Raw genomic sequence first — 17670 nt, forward strand, 5'->3', positions numbered from 1 at the left:
CAATAAGGGAAAAGGACAGCTCGCAAAAGGGCTGTCCTTTTTGGTGTCGGCACTTTCCTCAGCCGATCTCGATTCCGTGCGTTGCCAGCGTCTCCCGCAGAACGCGGGCCATCAAGTCGTAACCGAGCACATGGGGGTGAAGACCGTCGTCGGCGAGTTCTTCATGCAAGGTGATGCCGTCTTGGTCCGTCATGTGCCGATGGTAGTCGACAAAGATGATATTTTCCGAGCATGCGTATTCCCGCAAGGCCTTATTGATGCTTGCGACCAGCTCGTTTCGCAGGCCGTTTCTGGCGTAGCGCTCCATCCGGGTTGGCAGCAAGGAACAAAGAATCGGGGCAATCCCGCCTGCTCTGGATTGGGTCAGCATGGCGGTCAGGTCGGCGACTATCTCTTGCTGTATCTCTTCCGGCTCTTTGCGGTCCTCGGGCAGCCACTCGTCCAGCGCCCACGTGTTGTTGATGCCGAGAAGGATGACCACGCAAGCGGGGCTTAGCTGGGTGACGTCAGCGGCAAACCGCCTGAGGGCAAAGCCGGTCGTATCCCCGCCGATTCCCCGGTTGACGATGACGTGTCCAGCGCCGCCAAAATAAGTATCGACGTCCCACCAGTGGGTGATCGAGTCCCCGAAAAAGAGAAAATCGATCTTTCTTTGATAATGCAGCAAAGCCTCGTTGTGGAAATCAAATTCGTTTCGGCGTCTGTCGGCTGCGGCTTCGATGCCAAACAAGCCGGGCCGAATCAGGGACGGTCTTTTGTCGCTCACAATGATCTGTCCTCTCTTTCAAACCGGGATGTATCCTGTTTCTATCGTATCATGAGCTTTCCGTGCTGTTTTGACTTTTCTTGCTGAGGTCTCAAGGATCAGGAAAATCAAACAAAAAAGCGGGCTTCCGGGAAGCTCCGCTTTTGTTTCCGAAAAAGACCGCCCGCTGAAAGGGGGTCAACGGACGGTAATGGAGGACGATATGTCCATCGTAGGGTCTGACAATTCTTATCATAGATTTCTCATGTTAAGAACAAATAGAGAAACGATAAAGGCTTTGTTAATTTTTATCCGGCAAGCAGGACTGGAGCCTTTTTTGGCTTGATCTTCTGTCTGATAGACGAGCATCCATGCGAACCGCAGAACTCTCTCATATTCTGTGAAGAGCGGCGCTGTCAGCATGAGTGCCCGCTTAGACAATTACAGAGGAGGCCATGCAGATGAGTGGGTTTCGCGATAACAATTTTATCTGGATTATCCTGATCATTTTTTTGCTGTTCGCGTTCCTGGATGACTGAGCTTACAATGGAAAGAAAGAGGACTCTCTCCCGCTGGAGACGAGTCTTCTTTCTATACATATGAACGAGACAGGTCCAGAGGAAGCCATCCCGTTTATCGGCTTATTTGTTCAAATGCTGGAGAAATTGACGGGTCCGCTCTTCCTTCGGGCTGGGGAACAATTGCTGCGGCACTCCGCGCTCAACGATCACGCCTTGATCCATAAAGATGACTTCATCTGCCACCTCGCGGGCAAATGCCATCTCATGCGTGACGACCACCATGGTCATTCCTTCTACAGCCAGCTCCTTCATGACCTTCAGCACTTCGCCGACCAGCTCGGGGTCAAGCGCGGAGGTAGGCTCGTCAAACAGCATCACTTTCGGGTCCATGGCGAGAGCGCGGGCGATCCCGACGCGCTGCTGCTGTCCCCCGGATAGCTGGGCAGGGTAGTGGTCCAGCTTGTCAGCAAGTCCTACCTTGGTCAGCAGCTGGGCTGCCTTGCTTTTAGCAGCCTCCGGTTTCATGCCTTTCACGGTGACAGGGCCTTCCATGACATTTTGCAGCGCCGTCATGTGCGGGAACAGATTGTAGCTTTGGAAGACCATGCCGGTCTGCTTGCGAAGCCGCGGAATATCCGATTTTGCTACTTTGCGGGAAAAGTCAAGCTGGACGTCGCCGATTTGCACGCTGCCCTCGGTCGGTATCTCCAAAGCGTTCAGGCAGCGGAGAAGCGTCGTTTTGCCGGAACCGGACGGTCCGATGATGACGACGACCTTGCCTTTCTCAACTGTCAACGAAATGCCCTTGAGCACGTGCAAGTCGTGAAATCGTTTATGAAGATTGGCGATGGTTATCATGAGTATGCTCCCCTCTAGGCGACGTAGCGGTCAAGCCTGTGCTCGATGCGATCCTGGATCGCCGAGAGTACCAGACAGATCAGCCAGTAGATCAGCGCAGCTTCCGAGTAGACCAGGAGCGGTTCATACGTGGCCGCTGCGATCTCCTGCGCTTTCCGGAACATCTCGGGAACGAGGATAGCGGCGGCGAGCGACGTATCCTTTACCAGGCTGATATACGAGTTGGACAGGGGCGGCACAGACACGCGCGCCGCCTGCGGCAGGATGATGCGCACCAAAGCTTGCCGATACGTCATACCAAGCGAATAGCCGGCTTCCCACTGTCCCTTCGGAATGGACAGGATCGCGGCGCGGACCACCTCCGAAGCGTAGGCGCCCACATTCAGAGAGAAGCCGATCACCGCTGATGGAAACGAATCGATCGTAACGCCGACGCTGGGCAGTCCGAAAAAGATGATGAACAGCTGTACGAGCAAGGGCGTTCCGCGAATGATCGATACATATACGCGGGCGATGCCCACGAGCACTTTGTTGCCGGAAATCCGGGCAAGCGCCGTCAGGATGGCAATGACGAGTCCAATGGCAAACGATATCAGAGAAAGCGACAGGGAGAAGGTCAAAGCGCCTTTCAGAAGCGGCCAAAAGGAGCTTTGCGCAATCTCCACCCATCTGTCAAAGCGTTCCGGGTTGCCGAACAGGTTACTTAGAAACATCTGCACCAAACCATTTCTCGGAGATTTGTTGGAACGTACCGTCCTTCATCATGTCGTCTAGCGCCTTGTTGACCGCCTCTATGAGCTCGGTGCTGCCTTTGCGGAACAGAAAGCCGTTTTTCGCCCCGTCGGGATGCTTGGCGACAATCTTGATTGGGGTATCCGGCTTTTGCTTCAGAAAATCGAGCAGGGACAAGCCGTCATTGATCGTGACGTCGACACGCTTGGAGACGAGCAGGTCGATCGCCTGATTGAAGCCTTCTACTCCGACGATCTCAGCGCCGTTTTGCTTGGCGATATCTGTCAGATTGCTCGTCAAGGTTTGGGCCGCTTTCAGTCCTTTGATGCTGTCAAAGCCCGTGACGCTGTTGTTGTCCTTGTGCGTAACCAGCACAGCGGTCGAAACGGTGTAGGGGGTGGAAAAATCGTATTTCTCCTGACGATCCGGCCGGATGCCGACCTGGTTGGCGACGAGGTCAAACCGCTTGGAATCCAGCCCTGCGAACATGGCATCCCACTGCGTTTCCTGGAAGACCGGTTCCACCCCGAGACGTTTGGCCACTTCGCTGATCACTTCGACGTCAAATCCGGTCAGCTTGCCGGATTGGTCGTGGAAGGTAAAGGGGGCGTAGGTCCCCTCCGTGCCAATCACCAGTTTCCCCTCGGATTTTACTTTATCCAACAGGTTTTGTTCCGACTTTTGCTCGGAAGGGGCCTGTGCGGGAGCAGGGGCCGGAGCGGCGTTGCTTGTTGTCGAAGTAGTGCCGGACGAGCCGCATCCCACGATTCCAAAAACAAGAGAGGAGATGAGTGCCGAAAACAATAATTTTTTCATAAATAATCCCCCACTAAACCGATGTGATTTGTTTAGAACATACTAAAAGTCTTTGCCTGTTTTGTCAATAAAGAAATCAGCTTTGAAGGGCTGCTGAAAAGCGCTCCAGCCTCGTGCGCCCATCCCGCCCGTCAAAGCCGTCCATTCATGAAGAAGAAAAGTGACAGACCTCTTCTCCGGCAGGAAAAGAGGTCGTGCCACCTGGTCAAGGGCAGTGAGCTTACTTGGAAATGTCCTCGCCAAACCATTTTTCCGAGATCTGTTTCAGCGTGCCGTCCTGACTCATGCCATCCAGCGCTTTGTTGATCTCCTCGATCAACTCGTTGCTGGTGTCTTTGCGGAACATGAAGCCGCATGGGAGGCCGTCTTCTTTCACTTTGACGATTTTGATCGGCGTATCCGGCTTGTGCTTCACGAAGTCGAGGACAGACAGGTTGTCGTTGAGCACGACATCGACGCGTTTGCTCGCGATCAGCTCGATGGCGTTGTTGAAGTTGTCCACTGCCACCACTTCCGCGCCCAGCTCGCGGGCCATGTCCGCGTAGTTGCTGGTCATCGATTGCCCGGCTTTCAGCCCTTTGATGTCGGGAAAGTCCTTGACAGTCTCATTGTCTTTATGAGCGACGAGCACTGCGCGGGAAATCGAGTACGGCTTGGAGAAATCGTATTTCTCCTGGCGGTCCGGACGAATGCCCACCTCGTTGGCGATCAGGTCAAAGCGTTTGGAATCAAGCCCGGCAAACATGGCGTCCCACTGCGTTTCCTGAAACACCGGCTCTACGCCAAGGCGCTTCGCTACTTCTGTCGCGACGTCAATATCGTATCCGGTGAGTTTGCCTGATTGATCGTGGAAGGTAAAGGGCGCATACGTGCCTTCCGTGCCGATCACGAGCTTGCCCTCGGCCTTTACTTTTTCCAGCAGGTTTTGGGAAGCAGCCGCCGATTGGTCAGGAGCCGCGGATTGATTTGGGTTGGCGGGCGCAGCAGAGTTGCCGCATCCAACAATTCCGAGCAATAAAGTCGAAATTAATGCGGAGAAAACAAGTTTTTTCATCGTGAAACCCCCACTAAGTTGATAAGATTTTATGGATTCATACTAAAAGCCTTTGTTCCGTTTGTCAACGAAAAGAGTGCAAGAGAGCAAGTAAGTGCCGACAAGGAGGAAAAAACCAGCAGAAACTCCCTCTTCTAAAAAGGATGTCCATTTGATATGCTGTTATAAGTCCATGGGACGCGAGAGTTCGGAATCCCCACCTCTCGTAAAACAAAACTAGGGGAGAGCAGTCGATGCCTGAGGTCTGTTCTTATGGAAGCCGCTCTCCTGTATTTTTTGCAGGGGCGGCTTTTTTGCGTAGATGAACGGATCGGGGCGGGCAGACTGCTCTTCGCTTTAGGAGGAACCGATCCAATGCATTTTCCACCGGAAGAGAAACGTTTTCTCTACCTGACGGCGACGTTTGTCACGTTGCTGATTGTTGCCAATATCGTTTCGGCAAAGGTGATCGACCTGTGGGGCGTCATCTTGCCGGCCGCGGTGATTGGGTATCCGCTGACGTATCTGTTGACCGATGCGATCAGCGAGCTGTACGGGGAAGCACGGGCGCGCCAGGTCGTCTACGCCGGCTTTTGGGCCAACGCTCTGATGCTCCTCTTTGTCCAGGCGACGATTCTTTTGCCTCCCGCCGGCTTCTGGCCGCTTCAGGAGTCGTATGAATCCGTCATGGCTTCCTCTGCGCGTGTGGTCATTGCCAGCATGCTGTCCTATTTTGCCGCGCAGATGGCAGACGTCAAAGTCTTTCACCTCATCAAGCGGCGAACCGGAGAGAAGCATTTCTGGCTGCGCAAGAACGCATCGACCGCGCTCAGTCAAATGCTTGATACATCGATCTTTATCGTCATCGCTTTCTACGGGACGATGCCGACAGAGGCGCTCCTGCAGATGATTGTGTATCAGTATTTGGTGAAAACGATGATTGCGGCAGTGGATACGCCGTTGTCCTACCTGGTCGTCAAAGGGGCGAGAAGGCAGAAAGCCGTCTCGAGATACGCGGATTGAAGCTGGACAAGGCATGAAAGAGATTCCCGATCAAATCACAATGAAAATGGAAAGGAACGATGGATAAATGGCAGCAGTGGAGCACAATCACAGCAAATACAACAGCATTCGTTTTGATACACAGGATGAATCGGCGATTCTGGTCGACATCCTCGAGACGATTCCGTACGAGTACGTGGGCAAGCGTACCGAAATCATGATGCCCACCAGTGAATTTACGTCTGTCTGTCCGTGGTCGGGTCTTCCGGACTTCGCCGAATTGAAAATGTATCTGGTGCCGAATGAAAAGCTGATCGAGATGAAGTCGCTCAAGTACTATTTGACCTCGTACCGCAATGTGGGAATCTATCAGGAGCATGCGACCAACCGGATTCTAGGTGACCTCGTAGCCTGCTGCGATCCGCTCTACATGCGCATCGTCGCAATCTGGAATGCGCGCGGCGGACTCGGCACCGAAGTGGTAGTTGAGTATGTGAAGGAAGAAGCGTAAAATAAGGACGAGTATGATTGCCCCCGTCGTTTGGCACGGGGGTACTGTTATATATGCGAATAGCCTTGTCGTCATTATTTTTGTCGCAAATAAAGGAGAAGAGCAGCATGCTAAACGATTGGCGGATGTATACGGATGCGAGCGGCCTAGACCAAAACCACATGGGCTGGCACGAGGTGTTGAAGGAAATTGCCCAGCTGAACGGAACGTCGAGGACCCTGGTACATGCCGCATACGGCGACCATGTCGACCTGGTGGTAGCCGGCGGCAATCAGGGACAAATACTGGTGCAGTGGAAGGAGCATGAGCCCGAGGAGCGTCATTACGTATTGACGGCCGACAAGCCGGCCGGAACGATGAACACGCTGACGATCGAAGGGGCGGATGTCTCTTTTCCGGCATCGTGGTGTGTAGAATTGGAAGAGGCCATACCGGTGCTGGGCGATCTTTTGCGCACTTGCGAAAAAGGAGAGCCGTCTGGTCTGAGCTGGATTTTGGTGGAGATGTAGCAAGGGAGGTACTACCATATGGAAATGTCGCTGCTGCTTCAGTCGATCCTGCTGATGGCGGTTATCATTGCGATTGGAAGCGCGATCGGTTATCGTCAGCCGCTGACGGGAGACTCCCGTCAGCTCATCATTACCATTATCGTCAATGTGGCCATGCCGTGCATCATTCTGGACGGGGTGTTCCAGACGCCGATCGACAGCCAGACAATGAAGCAAATTGTTCTAATTTTTTGTATTTCTGTACTATTGAATTGTCTGGGCATTCTGCTCGGGTGGTTGGGGGCTCGTACCCTGCCCCTGCCGGAAAAGAAACGGCGGGAAATGGCGATCCTCTCGGGATTAGGCAACACCGGCTTTATCGGGCTGCCGCTTTGCGCTGCCCTGTTCGGTCCGAAGGGAGCCCTTTTGGCAGCCGTCTTTGATGCGGGCGTGGACGTCGTGATGTGGACCGTGGCCGTCATGATGCTCCAGGAGAAAGGCGCCTTTAGCCTGAAGGGCTTGAAGGCGATGGTCAATATTCCGATGGTCGCCATCGTCCTCGGGCTGGGCGCGGCCATGGCGGGATTCATGCCCCCCGAGCCGGTCAAGCACCTGGTCGGATCGCTGGCAAAGCTGGCTTCTCCGCTTGCGATGATGTACATCGGGATGCTGCTCCCGCTCCTTCTCAAAAAGAAACCGCATTTTTCACTGCCGGTCCTCGGCATGCCTTTGACCTTCAAGCTGGTCGTCTTTCCGTTGTCCGCTGCTCTGCTTCTGTCCATCCTCCATCTGGATGGGGAGATTACCCGCGTCGCGATCGTTCAGGTAGCAATGCCTACGCTGACGATGGCATCGATCTTGTTTGCACGCTATGCGGCGGACGAAGAGATGGGGGCGATGACCACTGTTTTTTCGACGCTGCTGGCCCTGGTTTCCATCCCCGCTGTCATCATGGTCGGTAATTTTTTCTTGCGATAACGGGTATTCTCCTTGGTAAAGAATGTTTCGGCGGAAGTGAAACATTTGACTGCCGTACACAGTCAAACAAGGTAAACCGACTGTATTAATGGAGGAATTGAACATGAAGGGAAAACGTGCAATCGCTTGTTTGATCGGGCTTCAGCTTTTGATGGCCGCACCCGCTGGCGCTGCGGGGAACGCATCCGGAAGCGTGATCGCCGCTGCGGCAAGCAGCATACAGATTACCGTAAACGGGCAGGCTTCGCAATTGAAGCACCCATCCGTCATCATCGACGGCCGTACTTATCTGGCGGTTGAAGACATGGCAGGCATCCTGCAAGCAAAGTGGCAAACGAACGCCCAAAATGAGGTCGCTGTGACCCTGCCTGCCGGGCAGACGATCTCCTTTCAAATAGGCACGAAGCGGGTCGCAGTCGATAACAAGTGGACCGAGATCGATCAGGGAGCGATTCTCTACAACAAGCAAATGTACGTGCCGCTCAGATGGATGGCGGAGACAAGCGGATATGAGCTGAAGTGGAATCCCCAAACGAGGACGGTGGACATTGTGGCGCCAGATGGAAACGAAGAGTTCAAGCAGGTGGACGTAGCTTCGCTGAGCGAGGATGAAAAAGCGTTTGTCCAGAAGGTAAAAGGGACGCAGGGTGTGCATCAACAGGGCGATTTGTACGTGATCGCACGCGGTCAGTCGCCCAACCCCGGTTACGGCATCGAGATCGTGAAGACGGAAATGAGCTGGGAGCAGCTAAAGGTGTACGTCAAGCTGACCAAGCCGGAGCCGGGCCGGATGTATGCGCAAGTGATCTCGTATCCGTTCGTCGTGGCAAAAGTGAAGCTGCCTCCTTACACGACGCTGGTCGTGCTGGATGCGGCTACGAAAAAGCCGTTGTTTGAAGAGGCGACGGGAAAATAAGCAAGAGCTTCGGGAAAACGGAGAGCGTCAGCACTGGAAGGCTCCTGCTCAAGACAACCAGCCGGCCTGACGCTTTTTCCTGGCATTTGCTGCGGCTGGCCGGACGAAAACACTTGCCGTGGCAAAATCCATGGGCGACTTCCCCGTTGTCTTCCATAACAAAGTCGTGTATAGTGAAAATGTTGGAAAATGTGATCCTCAGGAAGGAGGTGCAGGGTACGTGTTTGGAACCGTTCAAGCGTGGTTTGTTGTGGAAACCAGCAGTATGACACATGATTTTTTGCTCCAAGGGGGAAGTCTGCCCTTTTTTGGTCATACAACCGAACGGAACAAAACAGGCGTACCGTGCATCGATACTTGCATCCATAGGTAAAAAAAGACGAGCTTGCAGTTCGTCAGATACCTGATACACGCAACCGATGCCGCAGGTTTATGCCTGCGGCTTTTTGCTGTCCACATTTCAAGTGAACCAACCTGAGGAGGAAAAATCATGATCGTCATTTCTGCACAGAACATTCACAAAGGATATGGAGCGAACCCTGTACTCGAAGGGGTTACGCTGGAGATAAAAGCAGGGGAACGGGTCGGCTTCGTCGGCCCCAATGGAGCAGGGAAAACCACGCTGTTCAAGCTTTTGGCCGGATTGGAGCAGCAGGACCAGGGAGAGCTGTTCCGGGCCAAAGGGAGTGTCTGGGCCTATTTGCCGCAAAGTCCGCAGTACCCCGAGGGTTGGGCGGCTCAGGACGTGATTGCCAGCGCTTTTGCGGATGTCTTGCGTCTGCAGGAAGAGATCCGGGAGCTGGAGCGGCAGCTGAGCCTTGCGACCGCAGAGGATCGCGATCTGGAGCGATTGATCAATCGCTATCAGCAGAAGCAGGAGGCTTTCGAGCAGCTGGGCGGATATACGTGGGAAGTACGCATGGCGCAGGTGATCGAAGGCTTGGGCATCGAAGGCCATCTGCTGTCCACGCCGTTCGTCGAGTTGAGCGGCGGAGAAAAGACCAAGATTGGTCTTGCCCGGCTGCTGTGCCAACAGAGCGATGTGCTGCTTCTCGACGAGCCGACCAATCATTTGGACATGGACGCTATGGAGTGGCTGGAGAGCTTCCTCAAGGATTATCCGGGAACGATCCTGCTGATTTCCCATGACCGTTTTTTCCTCGATGCCGTCGTCACGTCGGTCTACTACGTGGACGGGGGAGAGGTGGAGCATTATCCGGGCAATTACAGTTATTTTGTCGCTGAAAGGGAAGAGCGGCTGCTGCGCCAGTTTGAGGCCTACCAGGAGCAGCAGAGGAAGATCAAGAAAATGCAGGAGACGATCAAGCGCCTAAAAGAGTGGGGAAATCGTTCAAATCCGCCGAATGAGGCGTTTCACCGGCGCGCCAAAAGCATGGAGAAAGCACTCGCGAGGCTGGAGCGGATCGAACGTCCGCGGATGGAAGCGGAGCGGATAGGATTGTCCTTTCAAAAGACGGACCGCAGCGGTCAGGATGTCCTGATGGCCTCCGAGCTGTATAAGTCCTATGGAGATAAATGCTTGATGAAGGGCGCTCACCTTCTGCTCCGATACGGTGAAAGAAAGGCGCTGCTCGGCCCTAATGGCTGCGGAAAATCGACGTTTGTCAAAATGCTGCTGGGGGAAGTTGCGCCCGACAGCGGCATTGTGAAAGTAGGGGCAAGCGTAAAAGTCGGGTACCTTTCGCAGCAAGCGCTGGAAGGCGACCAAAAGCGAAGAGTGATCGACGTTTTCCGGGACACGACAGCCGTTTCCGAGGCCGAAGCTCGTCATCTTTTGGCCCGCTTTCTGTTTTACGGCGAGCACGTGTTTAAACGGATCGGACAATTGAGCGGCGGCGAGCGGATGCGACTGCGTCTCGCCCAGCTGATGCACCAGGAGATCAACCTACTCATCCTCGATGAACCGACCAACCACCTCGACATCGAGGCGCGCGAAACGCTGGAAGAAGCGTTGGCTGACTTCCGCGGGTCCTTGTTCATCGTCTCGCACGACCGATACTTTTTGCAAAAAATGGTAAACGGCGTCTTTTGGATGGAAGGCGGCAAGCTCGTCCACTATGAAGGAACGTTCCAGGAGGCGGTCGAAAAGAGGAGGCTGGAAAAGGACAAAGAGCGAGGCAGAGCTGCATCGAAGCAAGCCCGCCTCGGAGCGTCGGCGTTGCAGGCGAGGGGGGAAGAGAGGGCTGTAACGGACGAGACAGCGGTTGACAAGGCGGAAACAGAGAAGAAAGACAAGTCCGCGGTCGCTCCGGAAACACAGCCCTTTTCAGTTGACATTTCGATGCCCGAACCGACTCCTTTGGCCGATAAACAGCCATCGCCGCCGCAGCCTGCCAAGCGAATCAATGCTTACAAGCTGGCGGAGCTGGAGCGGCAGATCGAGAATCTGGAAGCGAGACGGGATGAATTCATGCTGCTTTTATCGCAAGGCTCCGACGACTACACGCAATTGATGGAGTGGCAAAGCGAATTGGAAGCTGTGGAGGAAAAAAGAGAAGGGCTCTACATGGAATGGCTGGAGATGCAGGAAGGCTGATTCCTTTCTGTTTGGAGAGAAAGGTTTTGGGAACGCGAAGGTATGGAATCTATCCGGGTTCGTGCCTTCGCGCAACTTTTCCGCATATATGCCGTAGAGAAATTTGGAGGGGGGAAAACAGATGTGGTATCTGCTAATCCTGTATATCGTCGCGCTTGTCGGGATTGCATTGCGCTTTGTCATAACGGGGCAATTTGAATGGAGTCAATTCGGCACCTGCTCTCTTTTTCTGCTCGGAGCGTTAATCATCGGCGCTGCCCAAAGGTGGCAGGCAAAACGCGACTTGACATACAAACCGGAGCAAACGGATTTGGAGTGGAATACATATCTTTCCGAACGGTATTCAGCGGAAAAGAAAATGCTCTACAAAGGCGCTGAAAAGACAGCAGAGTATCGACGCTTTTATCGGAAATGGCGGCATCGGCTGGTGGATGAGATTTTTGCTGGCCATGGCAAATGGTTCATGAACCTGTCGTTTGAATGGACAAACGGGGAGCGTTTTGCATTCGTTGAACAAAAAGGGAGCATATTTCGCGTCAATGACACCTGGCATGTTGTTCATAACGAGCAGGTAATCGCAAAAGTGAAAACCGATTACACGATAAAAAACGCAATCCGGCTTCAAGAAGGGATTCACTTGGAGATAAACGGAAAAACCTACTATTTCAAATCTTCGACGATCTCTTCAAAAACTGATGTTTTCCTTGACGAGGAACGGGTCGCTTCCGGCATGCGTTCCCATATCATGCGTTTTCAATATCGGTTCGATACGGCCAAAGGCAATGAGGAAATAGAGCCGTTGCTCGTCATGACTTACATCTTATTCAGTTATGTTCACAGGCAATAAAAAGCAAAGCACATTCCAGAAACGGAAGGCTTTGCTTTTTCGCTTGTTTGTTCAATAAATGACAGTCGGCTTGATCACGCTTCCGCCCGCTCCGGCAGCCGGTGATACCGGGTCCGGAACAGCACCAGCATGATGACCATCAGGACGCCGCCGACGATAAACGGTCCGCTGGCAAACCATCCGTAGACAGCGCCGCCGGCGAGCGGGCCGAGGATGCGGCCGAGACTGTCCATCGAGCTGATCGCGCCGCTCGTCACGCCTTGGCCCTGCGAAGTGCGCTGGGTAATCATGGCCGTTCCCGTCGCGCGGATCATGCCTTGTCCAGCCCCGAACAGCGACAGCGTCAAAGCCAGCGTCCAGAAGCTGGCTGCGAGCGGGATCGCAAAGAAGCCGATGCCGTACAGGGCAAGCCCGATCGTCAGGACGAGCGGCTCGCCCAGCCGCTTGACCATTTTTCCGATCAGTCCCCCCTGGACAAAAGCGGAGATGATCCCCATGACGAGAAACATGTACCCGAGATCCTTGGACGTAAATCCGTACAGGTGATTGATGTAGAGCGCAAAGGTGGTCTCCAGGCCGGAAAAGGCAAAGGAGACGATAAACATGATGCCGTACATGAGAGACAGGGGACCGAACAGAACGGAGAAAATATTCCCCTGTTTTTCGCGCGTCTGCCCTGTCCGCTTTTCCTTTGGCAAGCTTTCCGGAAGAGCGAATAGGATGATAAAGAAAGTCAAAAAAGCCACAACGCCGGAAGCAAAAAACGGAACGGAGAATCCATACGGGCTCAGGTAGCCGCCAATCGCCGGGCCGAATACAAAGCTCAGTCCGATTCCGGCGCCGATAACCCCCATGCCTTTGGCACGCTGATCAGAGGGGAAGACATCGGCCACCATCGCGGTAACTGTCGGCAATGCGGCAGCGGAAACGATTCCTCCCAGAATCCGGTATGCAAGCATTTCCGCATATGTACCTGCCATCCCGAACAGGATAAATGTGATGGAAAAGCCGAGCAGGCCAAAAGAAATCAAAGGCTTGCGCCCGATGCGGTCCGAAAGCGCCCCCCAGATCGGGGCGAACAACAGCTGCATGATGTTGTAGCTGGCGAACAAGATTCCGATTTGCAGGGAAGAAGCGCCAATGTTTTCGGCAAAGTACGGCAGAATTGGTATGATGATGCCAAACCCCAGCATGGTGAGAAAGGCGATCAGAAACAGCAAGGGGAGGTACTTCTTTTTCACAAACCTTACCTCTTTCCGGCAAAAAATGTGATGCTGATTCCACCTTACGTGAACGTTTGGATGAAGTCAAGCAAGCCCAAGGGACGAGTGGACCAAGACATGGTATACTGTTGGAATGACATGAAATCGTCATAGGAAGAGCAATCGACATAAGAGGTGTGTTGAATGATGTCTACCGCCATGATGGTATACCTGGCTTGGCAAGAGGATGACTGGCTGGATGAAATTCTCGACCGTTTCAGCGAGGTTCGCGCGATGGTGCCCAACGCGAAAACCTCCCGACTGCTGAAGGATGAGCGGGACTTGCAGCAGATCGAGCGCTTTGTCATCGTTCTGAACGCGGCCTTTGAGCAGGAAGAATGCCGCCAATTTTTGCAGCAGTGGGAAACGGACGAGCGATCGGCCCGCGACTCTCTCTACATCGTGGGATTGAAGCCGGACGAACAGGAAAGCTGGCAGCGTGCTTATCCGCAAGCGAACATTATCGTGATAACGGGATTTGCGGTCGAGTTTGACTACGATTCCGTATTGTCGCAGATGGAATCCGATCTGGAGGGATCGCGTTGAATGGACGTGAAGATTTTGACCTGCAGTCTTTTTTGAGGCGGTTTGGTCTCTTCATCTATACAGGGGATCCGGTGGGTGATCTGATCCTGCTTGAAGATGAGGTTCGCGAGCTGTACCAGCTTGGCATGATTGAAAAAGAGGAAATGCTTGAGGCTCTTGGAGCGCTGAAGCAGCAATACAAAAAACAGACATAACCGTTCTGAATGCCTGTGAAGGCTGAAGATACAGGGGGCTTTTCAGCTTCCGGAACGAGGGCAGCGTTTCTTGAAAAGAAGAGGATCGGTGTGGAGGACCGGGTCCTCTTTTTTGTTTGATGGACATATCTTCAGAAAATCTTAAGTTTTTTCCTCTCTTTTTGCTAAGGAATTCCGAGTAGGATAGGGACAATGAGAGGAGTGACGGATCGATGAAAAACACGTCTGAAAGAGTAGGATGTCTGGAGCCGAGGCTTGCGCCGATTACAGACAAGCTGGTGTTTGCCGCCCGCTTCCTTTCTTCTCCGCAGTCTGTGGGCAGCATTGTCCCCAGCTCGCGACAGCTGACGGAACGGATCCTGTCTCCCGTGGACTGGGAACGGGCGAAAGCCGTTGCGGAACTGGGAGCAGGAACCGGTGTTTTCACAGGCGCGATTCGCAAGGCAATGAGAAATGATTGCCGAGCGCTGATATTGGAGCAAGATGATACCATGCGGGAAAGGCTTGCGGGCCGCTATCCCGATCTGCTTTTCAGCAATGATGCCAGGCAGCTGACACAAGCGATGGAGGAGCATGGCATCGGGCAGCTGGACGCGGTGATCAGCGGGCTCCCCTTTGCCAACTTTCCCCAGGCGCTTCGCGATGAGATACTGGACCAGGTGGAGGCTGCGCTGAAGCCGGGAGGCGTGTTTGTGCAGTTTCAATATTCCTTGCAAATGAAAAAGCAGCTGGAGAAACGCTTTGGGAAAGTGGCAATCCGGTTTGTGCCGTTTAACTTTCCGTGCGCGTTCGTTTATATCTGTCAAAAGAGGGGGAAATAAGCGTGGAAACGGATATGATTACGAGTTTGGTTGCCCATTACGGGTATCCTGCGCTGTTTCTCTCATTGTGGCTGGGTATCGTGGGAATGCCGATCCCCGACGAAATGATCGTCATGACGGCGGGAGCGATAACGGCTCAGGGCTGGCTTCAGCCGGTTCCGGCGTTCATCGCGGTTTATCTCGGTGTCGTCTCGGGGCTGTCGCTCGGCTATTTCCTCGGATACCGGGTGGGAGCGCCGATTCTACAATGGCTGGCGCGCAAACTGAACGGAGAGAAGTATTTGAAAAAGGCGGAGAATTTGCTTGAACGATACGGAAACGGCGCGATTTGTCTGAGCTATTTTTTTCCCGTCATACGCCACGTCGTTCCCTATCTGGTCGGAATACAGAGGATGCCGCTGCGCCGCTACGCCCTGTTCTCGCTGCCTACCGGATTCGTCTGGACGCTGAACTATTTCGTAGTCGGCCGGATGTTTGGAACTCATCTCGAATCGATCACGAAGGGCGTGCATACTTACGGGTGGATCACCTTGTCTGTGCTGGCGCTGTTCGCGGGACTGTACGTGGTGATCCGCCAACGGAAGGGCGCCCGCGTGTTTTTCGGGCAAAAGGAACAGTAACGGGAGGAAGGGATTGTGGAAGAGATAACGATTTTGGTCGTCGATGACGAAGAAGAAATCCGCAATCTGATTGCGATTTATTTGCAAAACGAAGGCTACCGCGTGCTGAAGGCGGCAGACGGCCTGGAGGCGCTGGAGATATTGCGGCGGGAAGAGGTTCAATTGCTCATCCTCGATGTGATGATGCCCCGTATGGATGGAATCCAGGCGTGCCTGAAAATCCGCGAGGAACAGCACCTGCCGATCATCATGCTCTCGGCCAAATCTCAGGATATGGACAAGATACACGGACTCAGCACCGGGGCGGATGACTACATGACGAAGCCCTTTAACCCGCTGGAGCTGCTCGCCCGGGTGAAGTCGCAGCTGCGCCGCTACCTGAAGCTGAATCAAGCGGGCGCGCCGCGGGAGGACGAGCTGGAGATCGGCGACCTGCTGATCAACACGGCTACCCGCGGGGTCAAGGTAAGCGGCCGGGATGTGAAGCTGACGCCGACCGAATTTGCGATCCTGGAGCTGCTCGCCCGCCACCCGGGTGTCGTCTTCAGTACGGAGCACATTTACGAACGGGTATGGAAAGAGTCCTTTGGCCAATCGGACAACACGGTGATGGTGCACATCCGGAAGCTTCGCGAGAAAATCGAGGAGGATACGCGAAAGCCAAGGTATATCAAGACCGTCTGGGGAGTTGGATACAAAATTGAGAACGCTTTTTAGGTGGCTGTCGCCTTTTCGCTGGATCAGGGCGGCGTACAGGTGGACGAAGACGGGATTCTTCTTCCTGGTGGAATATTGCAAGCGAAGTCTCCGTTTCCAATTGATCCTGACCTTTTCCTTTTGCCTGTTGGCGGCGGTGGTGGCGTCCTCCATCGTCAATTTGCTGACGGAGGACATGTATCGCAGGCCTTACGTCGATTACAGCTACAGCATGGAGTCGATGGACTGGGAGACGAGAGATCTGGCGAGAAAAATTCAGGAAAGGGATATGGAGGACCGCCAGTATCTCCAGGAGCTGATGAATCGCGCACAGGATCATCGCGGCGTGCAGATGCTGCTGGTCGATCTGGACGGGAGAGTCGTGATGAAATCGTCGAAGTCGACGGAAAGCCAGGTCGATCTTTACTCGGTGATCAGCAAGGCGATGGAGCTTCGCGGCGGCCAGAATTGGAAGGGGGAGCGACAGGAGTTTACGGCATTTTACCCGGTGGAGCTGAACGGACAAAAAGGGTATTTGATCGCCCGGGGAATTCCGGAGGCGTCCATTCAGTATCAGGTCGAATTTAACGGCTTTGTGCCGTTTTCGTTCTTTTTGGTCTTCTTCTATCTGTTTTACCGCTTTACGAAGCGAAAGACCGGATACATCGAAGAGCTGGCTGCGAGCCTGCTGGTCATCTCGCAAGGCAAGCTTGATCATCGAGTAAACGTACGGGGTGAGGACGAGTTGGGGTCGCTTGCGCGGAACATCAATCGCATGACAGAAGAATTGCAGGAGAACATTGAGCGGGAAAGGCGGGCGGAGCGAACAAAAGCGGAGCTGATCACGAACGTTTCCCACGATTTGCGGACTCCGCTCACTTCGGTCATCGGGTATTTGCGGCTGCTTCGGGACAACTCGGGAAGCGAGCAGGAGCAAAGCGAATACACGCGGATCGCGTACGAAAAAGCGGAGCATTTGAAGCGTCTTGTCGAGGACTTGTTCGAATACGCCACACTGAGCGGGCAGGGCGTCCAGCTTCATCGGCAGCATGTCAGCCTGACGGGCTTGCTGGAGCAGCTGGTCGAGGAGTATGTGCCTTTGGCGGAGGAGCAGCAGCTGACATTTTGCAAGAAACTGCCGGCAGATCGCATTTATGTGAGCGTCGACCCGGAGAAATTTGTGCGCGTGCTGGAAAATCTGTTCAGCAATGCGATCAAATACGGGCACAAGCCAGGCCATATCGACATCGCTCTTGTGCAAGAACACGGAGGGGTCAGGCTGACAGTCGCCAACAAGGCGGACGATATGTCGAAAGAAGACCTCAGTCGCATGTTCGAGCGCTTTTACCGGGTGGAAAAATCCCGCTCGCGGAAAACGGGCGGAACGGGATTGGGACTGGCGATCGTAAAAAGCATCGTGGAATTGCACGGAGGAAGCATCCGGGCGGAGCTTGAGGAAGGGATTCTTTCCTTTCACATCTGGCTGCCGACGGATGTTCATGCGGCGCGGTAATGAGCCGCGTCTTT

Annotated in this window: 19 protein-coding genes; 13 read left to right on the plus strand and 6 right to left on the minus strand. The window is 53.9% G+C overall.

The genetic code is table 11. The features are described 5' to 3' along the window. Positions 1–58 precede the first annotated feature (58 nt). From Q3F21_RS01125 to Q3F21_RS01145, 5 genes are all read right to left on the minus strand, one after another. Positions 59–766 carry a GDSL-type esterase/lipase family protein gene (locus Q3F21_RS01125; protein ID WP_340249279.1) on the minus strand — a complete coding sequence of 236 codons (708 nt, stop codon included), beginning with the start codon at positions 764–766 and terminating at the stop codon, positions 59–61. A gap of 620 nt (positions 767–1386) precedes the next feature. Further along, the gene (locus tag Q3F21_RS01130) at positions 1387–2124 is read right to left on the minus strand and encodes an amino acid ABC transporter ATP-binding protein (RefSeq protein WP_340249281.1); all 738 of its coding nucleotides are present in this window, start codon (positions 2122–2124) and stop codon (positions 1387–1389) included. A 14-nt stretch (positions 2125–2138) separates the two neighbouring features. Continuing rightward, positions 2139–2837: an ABC transporter permease subunit gene (locus tag Q3F21_RS01135; RefSeq protein WP_340249283.1), complete on the minus strand. Its 699-nt coding sequence runs from the start codon at positions 2835–2837 to the stop codon at positions 2139–2141. Next, the gene (locus Q3F21_RS01140) at positions 2824–3672 is read right to left on the minus strand and encodes an amino acid ABC transporter substrate-binding protein (RefSeq protein WP_340249285.1); all 849 of its coding nucleotides are present in this window, start codon (positions 3670–3672) and stop codon (positions 2824–2826) included. Before Q3F21_RS01140 ends, Q3F21_RS01135 begins: the two co-directional genes overlap by 14 nt. 220 nt (positions 3673–3892) lie before the next feature. Next, positions 3893–4726, minus strand: coding sequence for an amino acid ABC transporter substrate-binding protein (locus Q3F21_RS01145; RefSeq protein ID WP_340249286.1), 834 nt, complete (start codon positions 4724–4726; stop codon positions 3893–3895). 354 nt (positions 4727–5080) lie between these two features. On the opposite strand from Q3F21_RS01145, the gene Q3F21_RS01150 reads away from it, so the two are divergent. The 7 genes from Q3F21_RS01150 to Q3F21_RS01180 all read left to right on the plus strand — a co-directional run bounded on the left by Q3F21_RS01150 (position 5081) and on the right by Q3F21_RS01180 (position 12004). Continuing rightward, positions 5081–5728, plus strand: a complete 648-nt coding sequence (locus tag Q3F21_RS01150) for a queuosine precursor transporter (protein WP_340249288.1) — start codon at positions 5081–5083, stop codon at positions 5726–5728. Positions 5729–5795: 67 nt separating this feature from the next. Further along, entirely contained in the window at positions 5796–6218 is a 423-nt protein-coding gene (gene queF / locus Q3F21_RS01155; protein ID WP_340249290.1) for a preQ(1) synthase, read from the plus strand. A gap of 107 nt (positions 6219–6325) precedes the next feature. Beyond that, positions 6326–6727 (plus strand): hypothetical protein, encoded by a 402-nt coding sequence (locus Q3F21_RS01160; protein WP_340249291.1) that lies wholly within the window; start codon positions 6326–6328, stop codon positions 6725–6727. Between the two features lie 18 nt (positions 6728–6745). After that, a complete protein-coding gene (locus tag Q3F21_RS01165; RefSeq protein WP_340249293.1) occupies positions 6746–7684 on the plus strand; it encodes an AEC family transporter in 939 nt (312 codons plus the stop codon). A 103-nt stretch (positions 7685–7787) separates the two neighbouring features. Then, a complete protein-coding gene (locus Q3F21_RS01170; protein ID WP_340249294.1) occupies positions 7788–8600 on the plus strand; it encodes a stalk domain-containing protein in 813 nt (270 codons plus the stop codon). Between the two features lie 490 nt (positions 8601–9090). Then, the gene (gene abc-f, locus Q3F21_RS01175; protein WP_340249297.1) at positions 9091–11157 is read left to right on the plus strand and encodes a ribosomal protection-like ABC-F family protein; all 2067 of its coding nucleotides are present in this window, start codon (positions 9091–9093) and stop codon (positions 11155–11157) included. 121 nt (positions 11158–11278) lie between these two features. Continuing rightward, positions 11279–12004, plus strand: a complete 726-nt coding sequence (locus tag Q3F21_RS01180) for a hypothetical protein (protein WP_340249298.1) — start codon at positions 11279–11281, stop codon at positions 12002–12004. A 74-nt stretch (positions 12005–12078) separates the two neighbouring features. On the opposite strand, the gene Q3F21_RS01185 is transcribed toward Q3F21_RS01180, so the two are convergent. Beyond that, the gene (locus tag Q3F21_RS01185) at positions 12079–13245 is read right to left on the minus strand and encodes an MFS transporter (protein WP_340249300.1); all 1167 of its coding nucleotides are present in this window, start codon (positions 13243–13245) and stop codon (positions 12079–12081) included. 165 nt (positions 13246–13410) lie between these two features. Between Q3F21_RS01185 and Q3F21_RS01190 the strand changes: the two genes are divergently transcribed. From Q3F21_RS01190 to Q3F21_RS01215, 6 genes are all read left to right on the plus strand, one after another. After that, a complete protein-coding gene (locus Q3F21_RS01190; protein WP_340249301.1) occupies positions 13411–13812 on the plus strand; it encodes a hypothetical protein in 402 nt (133 codons plus the stop codon). Continuing rightward, entirely contained in the window at positions 13809–14006 is a 198-nt protein-coding gene (locus Q3F21_RS01195; RefSeq protein ID WP_340249302.1) for a YqgQ family protein, read from the plus strand. Before Q3F21_RS01190 ends, Q3F21_RS01195 begins: the two co-directional genes overlap by 4 nt. 212 nt (positions 14007–14218) lie before the next feature. Next, positions 14219–14827 (plus strand): class I SAM-dependent methyltransferase, encoded by a 609-nt coding sequence (locus Q3F21_RS01200; RefSeq protein WP_340249303.1) that lies wholly within the window; start codon positions 14219–14221, stop codon positions 14825–14827. A 2-nt stretch (positions 14828–14829) separates the two neighbouring features. Then, positions 14830–15447, plus strand: coding sequence for a DedA family protein (locus Q3F21_RS01205; protein WP_340249304.1), 618 nt, complete (start codon positions 14830–14832; stop codon positions 15445–15447). 15 nt (positions 15448–15462) lie between these two features. Further along, entirely contained in the window at positions 15463–16164 is a 702-nt protein-coding gene (locus Q3F21_RS01210; RefSeq protein WP_340249306.1) for a response regulator transcription factor, read from the plus strand. Continuing rightward, the gene (locus Q3F21_RS01215; protein ID WP_340249308.1) at positions 16148–17656 is read left to right on the plus strand and encodes a sensor histidine kinase; all 1509 of its coding nucleotides are present in this window, start codon (positions 16148–16150) and stop codon (positions 17654–17656) included. Before Q3F21_RS01210 ends, Q3F21_RS01215 begins: the two co-directional genes overlap by 17 nt. Positions 17657–17670: the final 14 nt, after the last annotated feature.

The sequence above is a fragment of the Brevibacillus borstelensis genome (assembly GCF_037834415.1).
GTDB classification, from domain to species: Bacteria; Bacillota; Bacilli; order Brevibacillales; family Brevibacillaceae; genus Brevibacillus; species Brevibacillus borstelensis_A.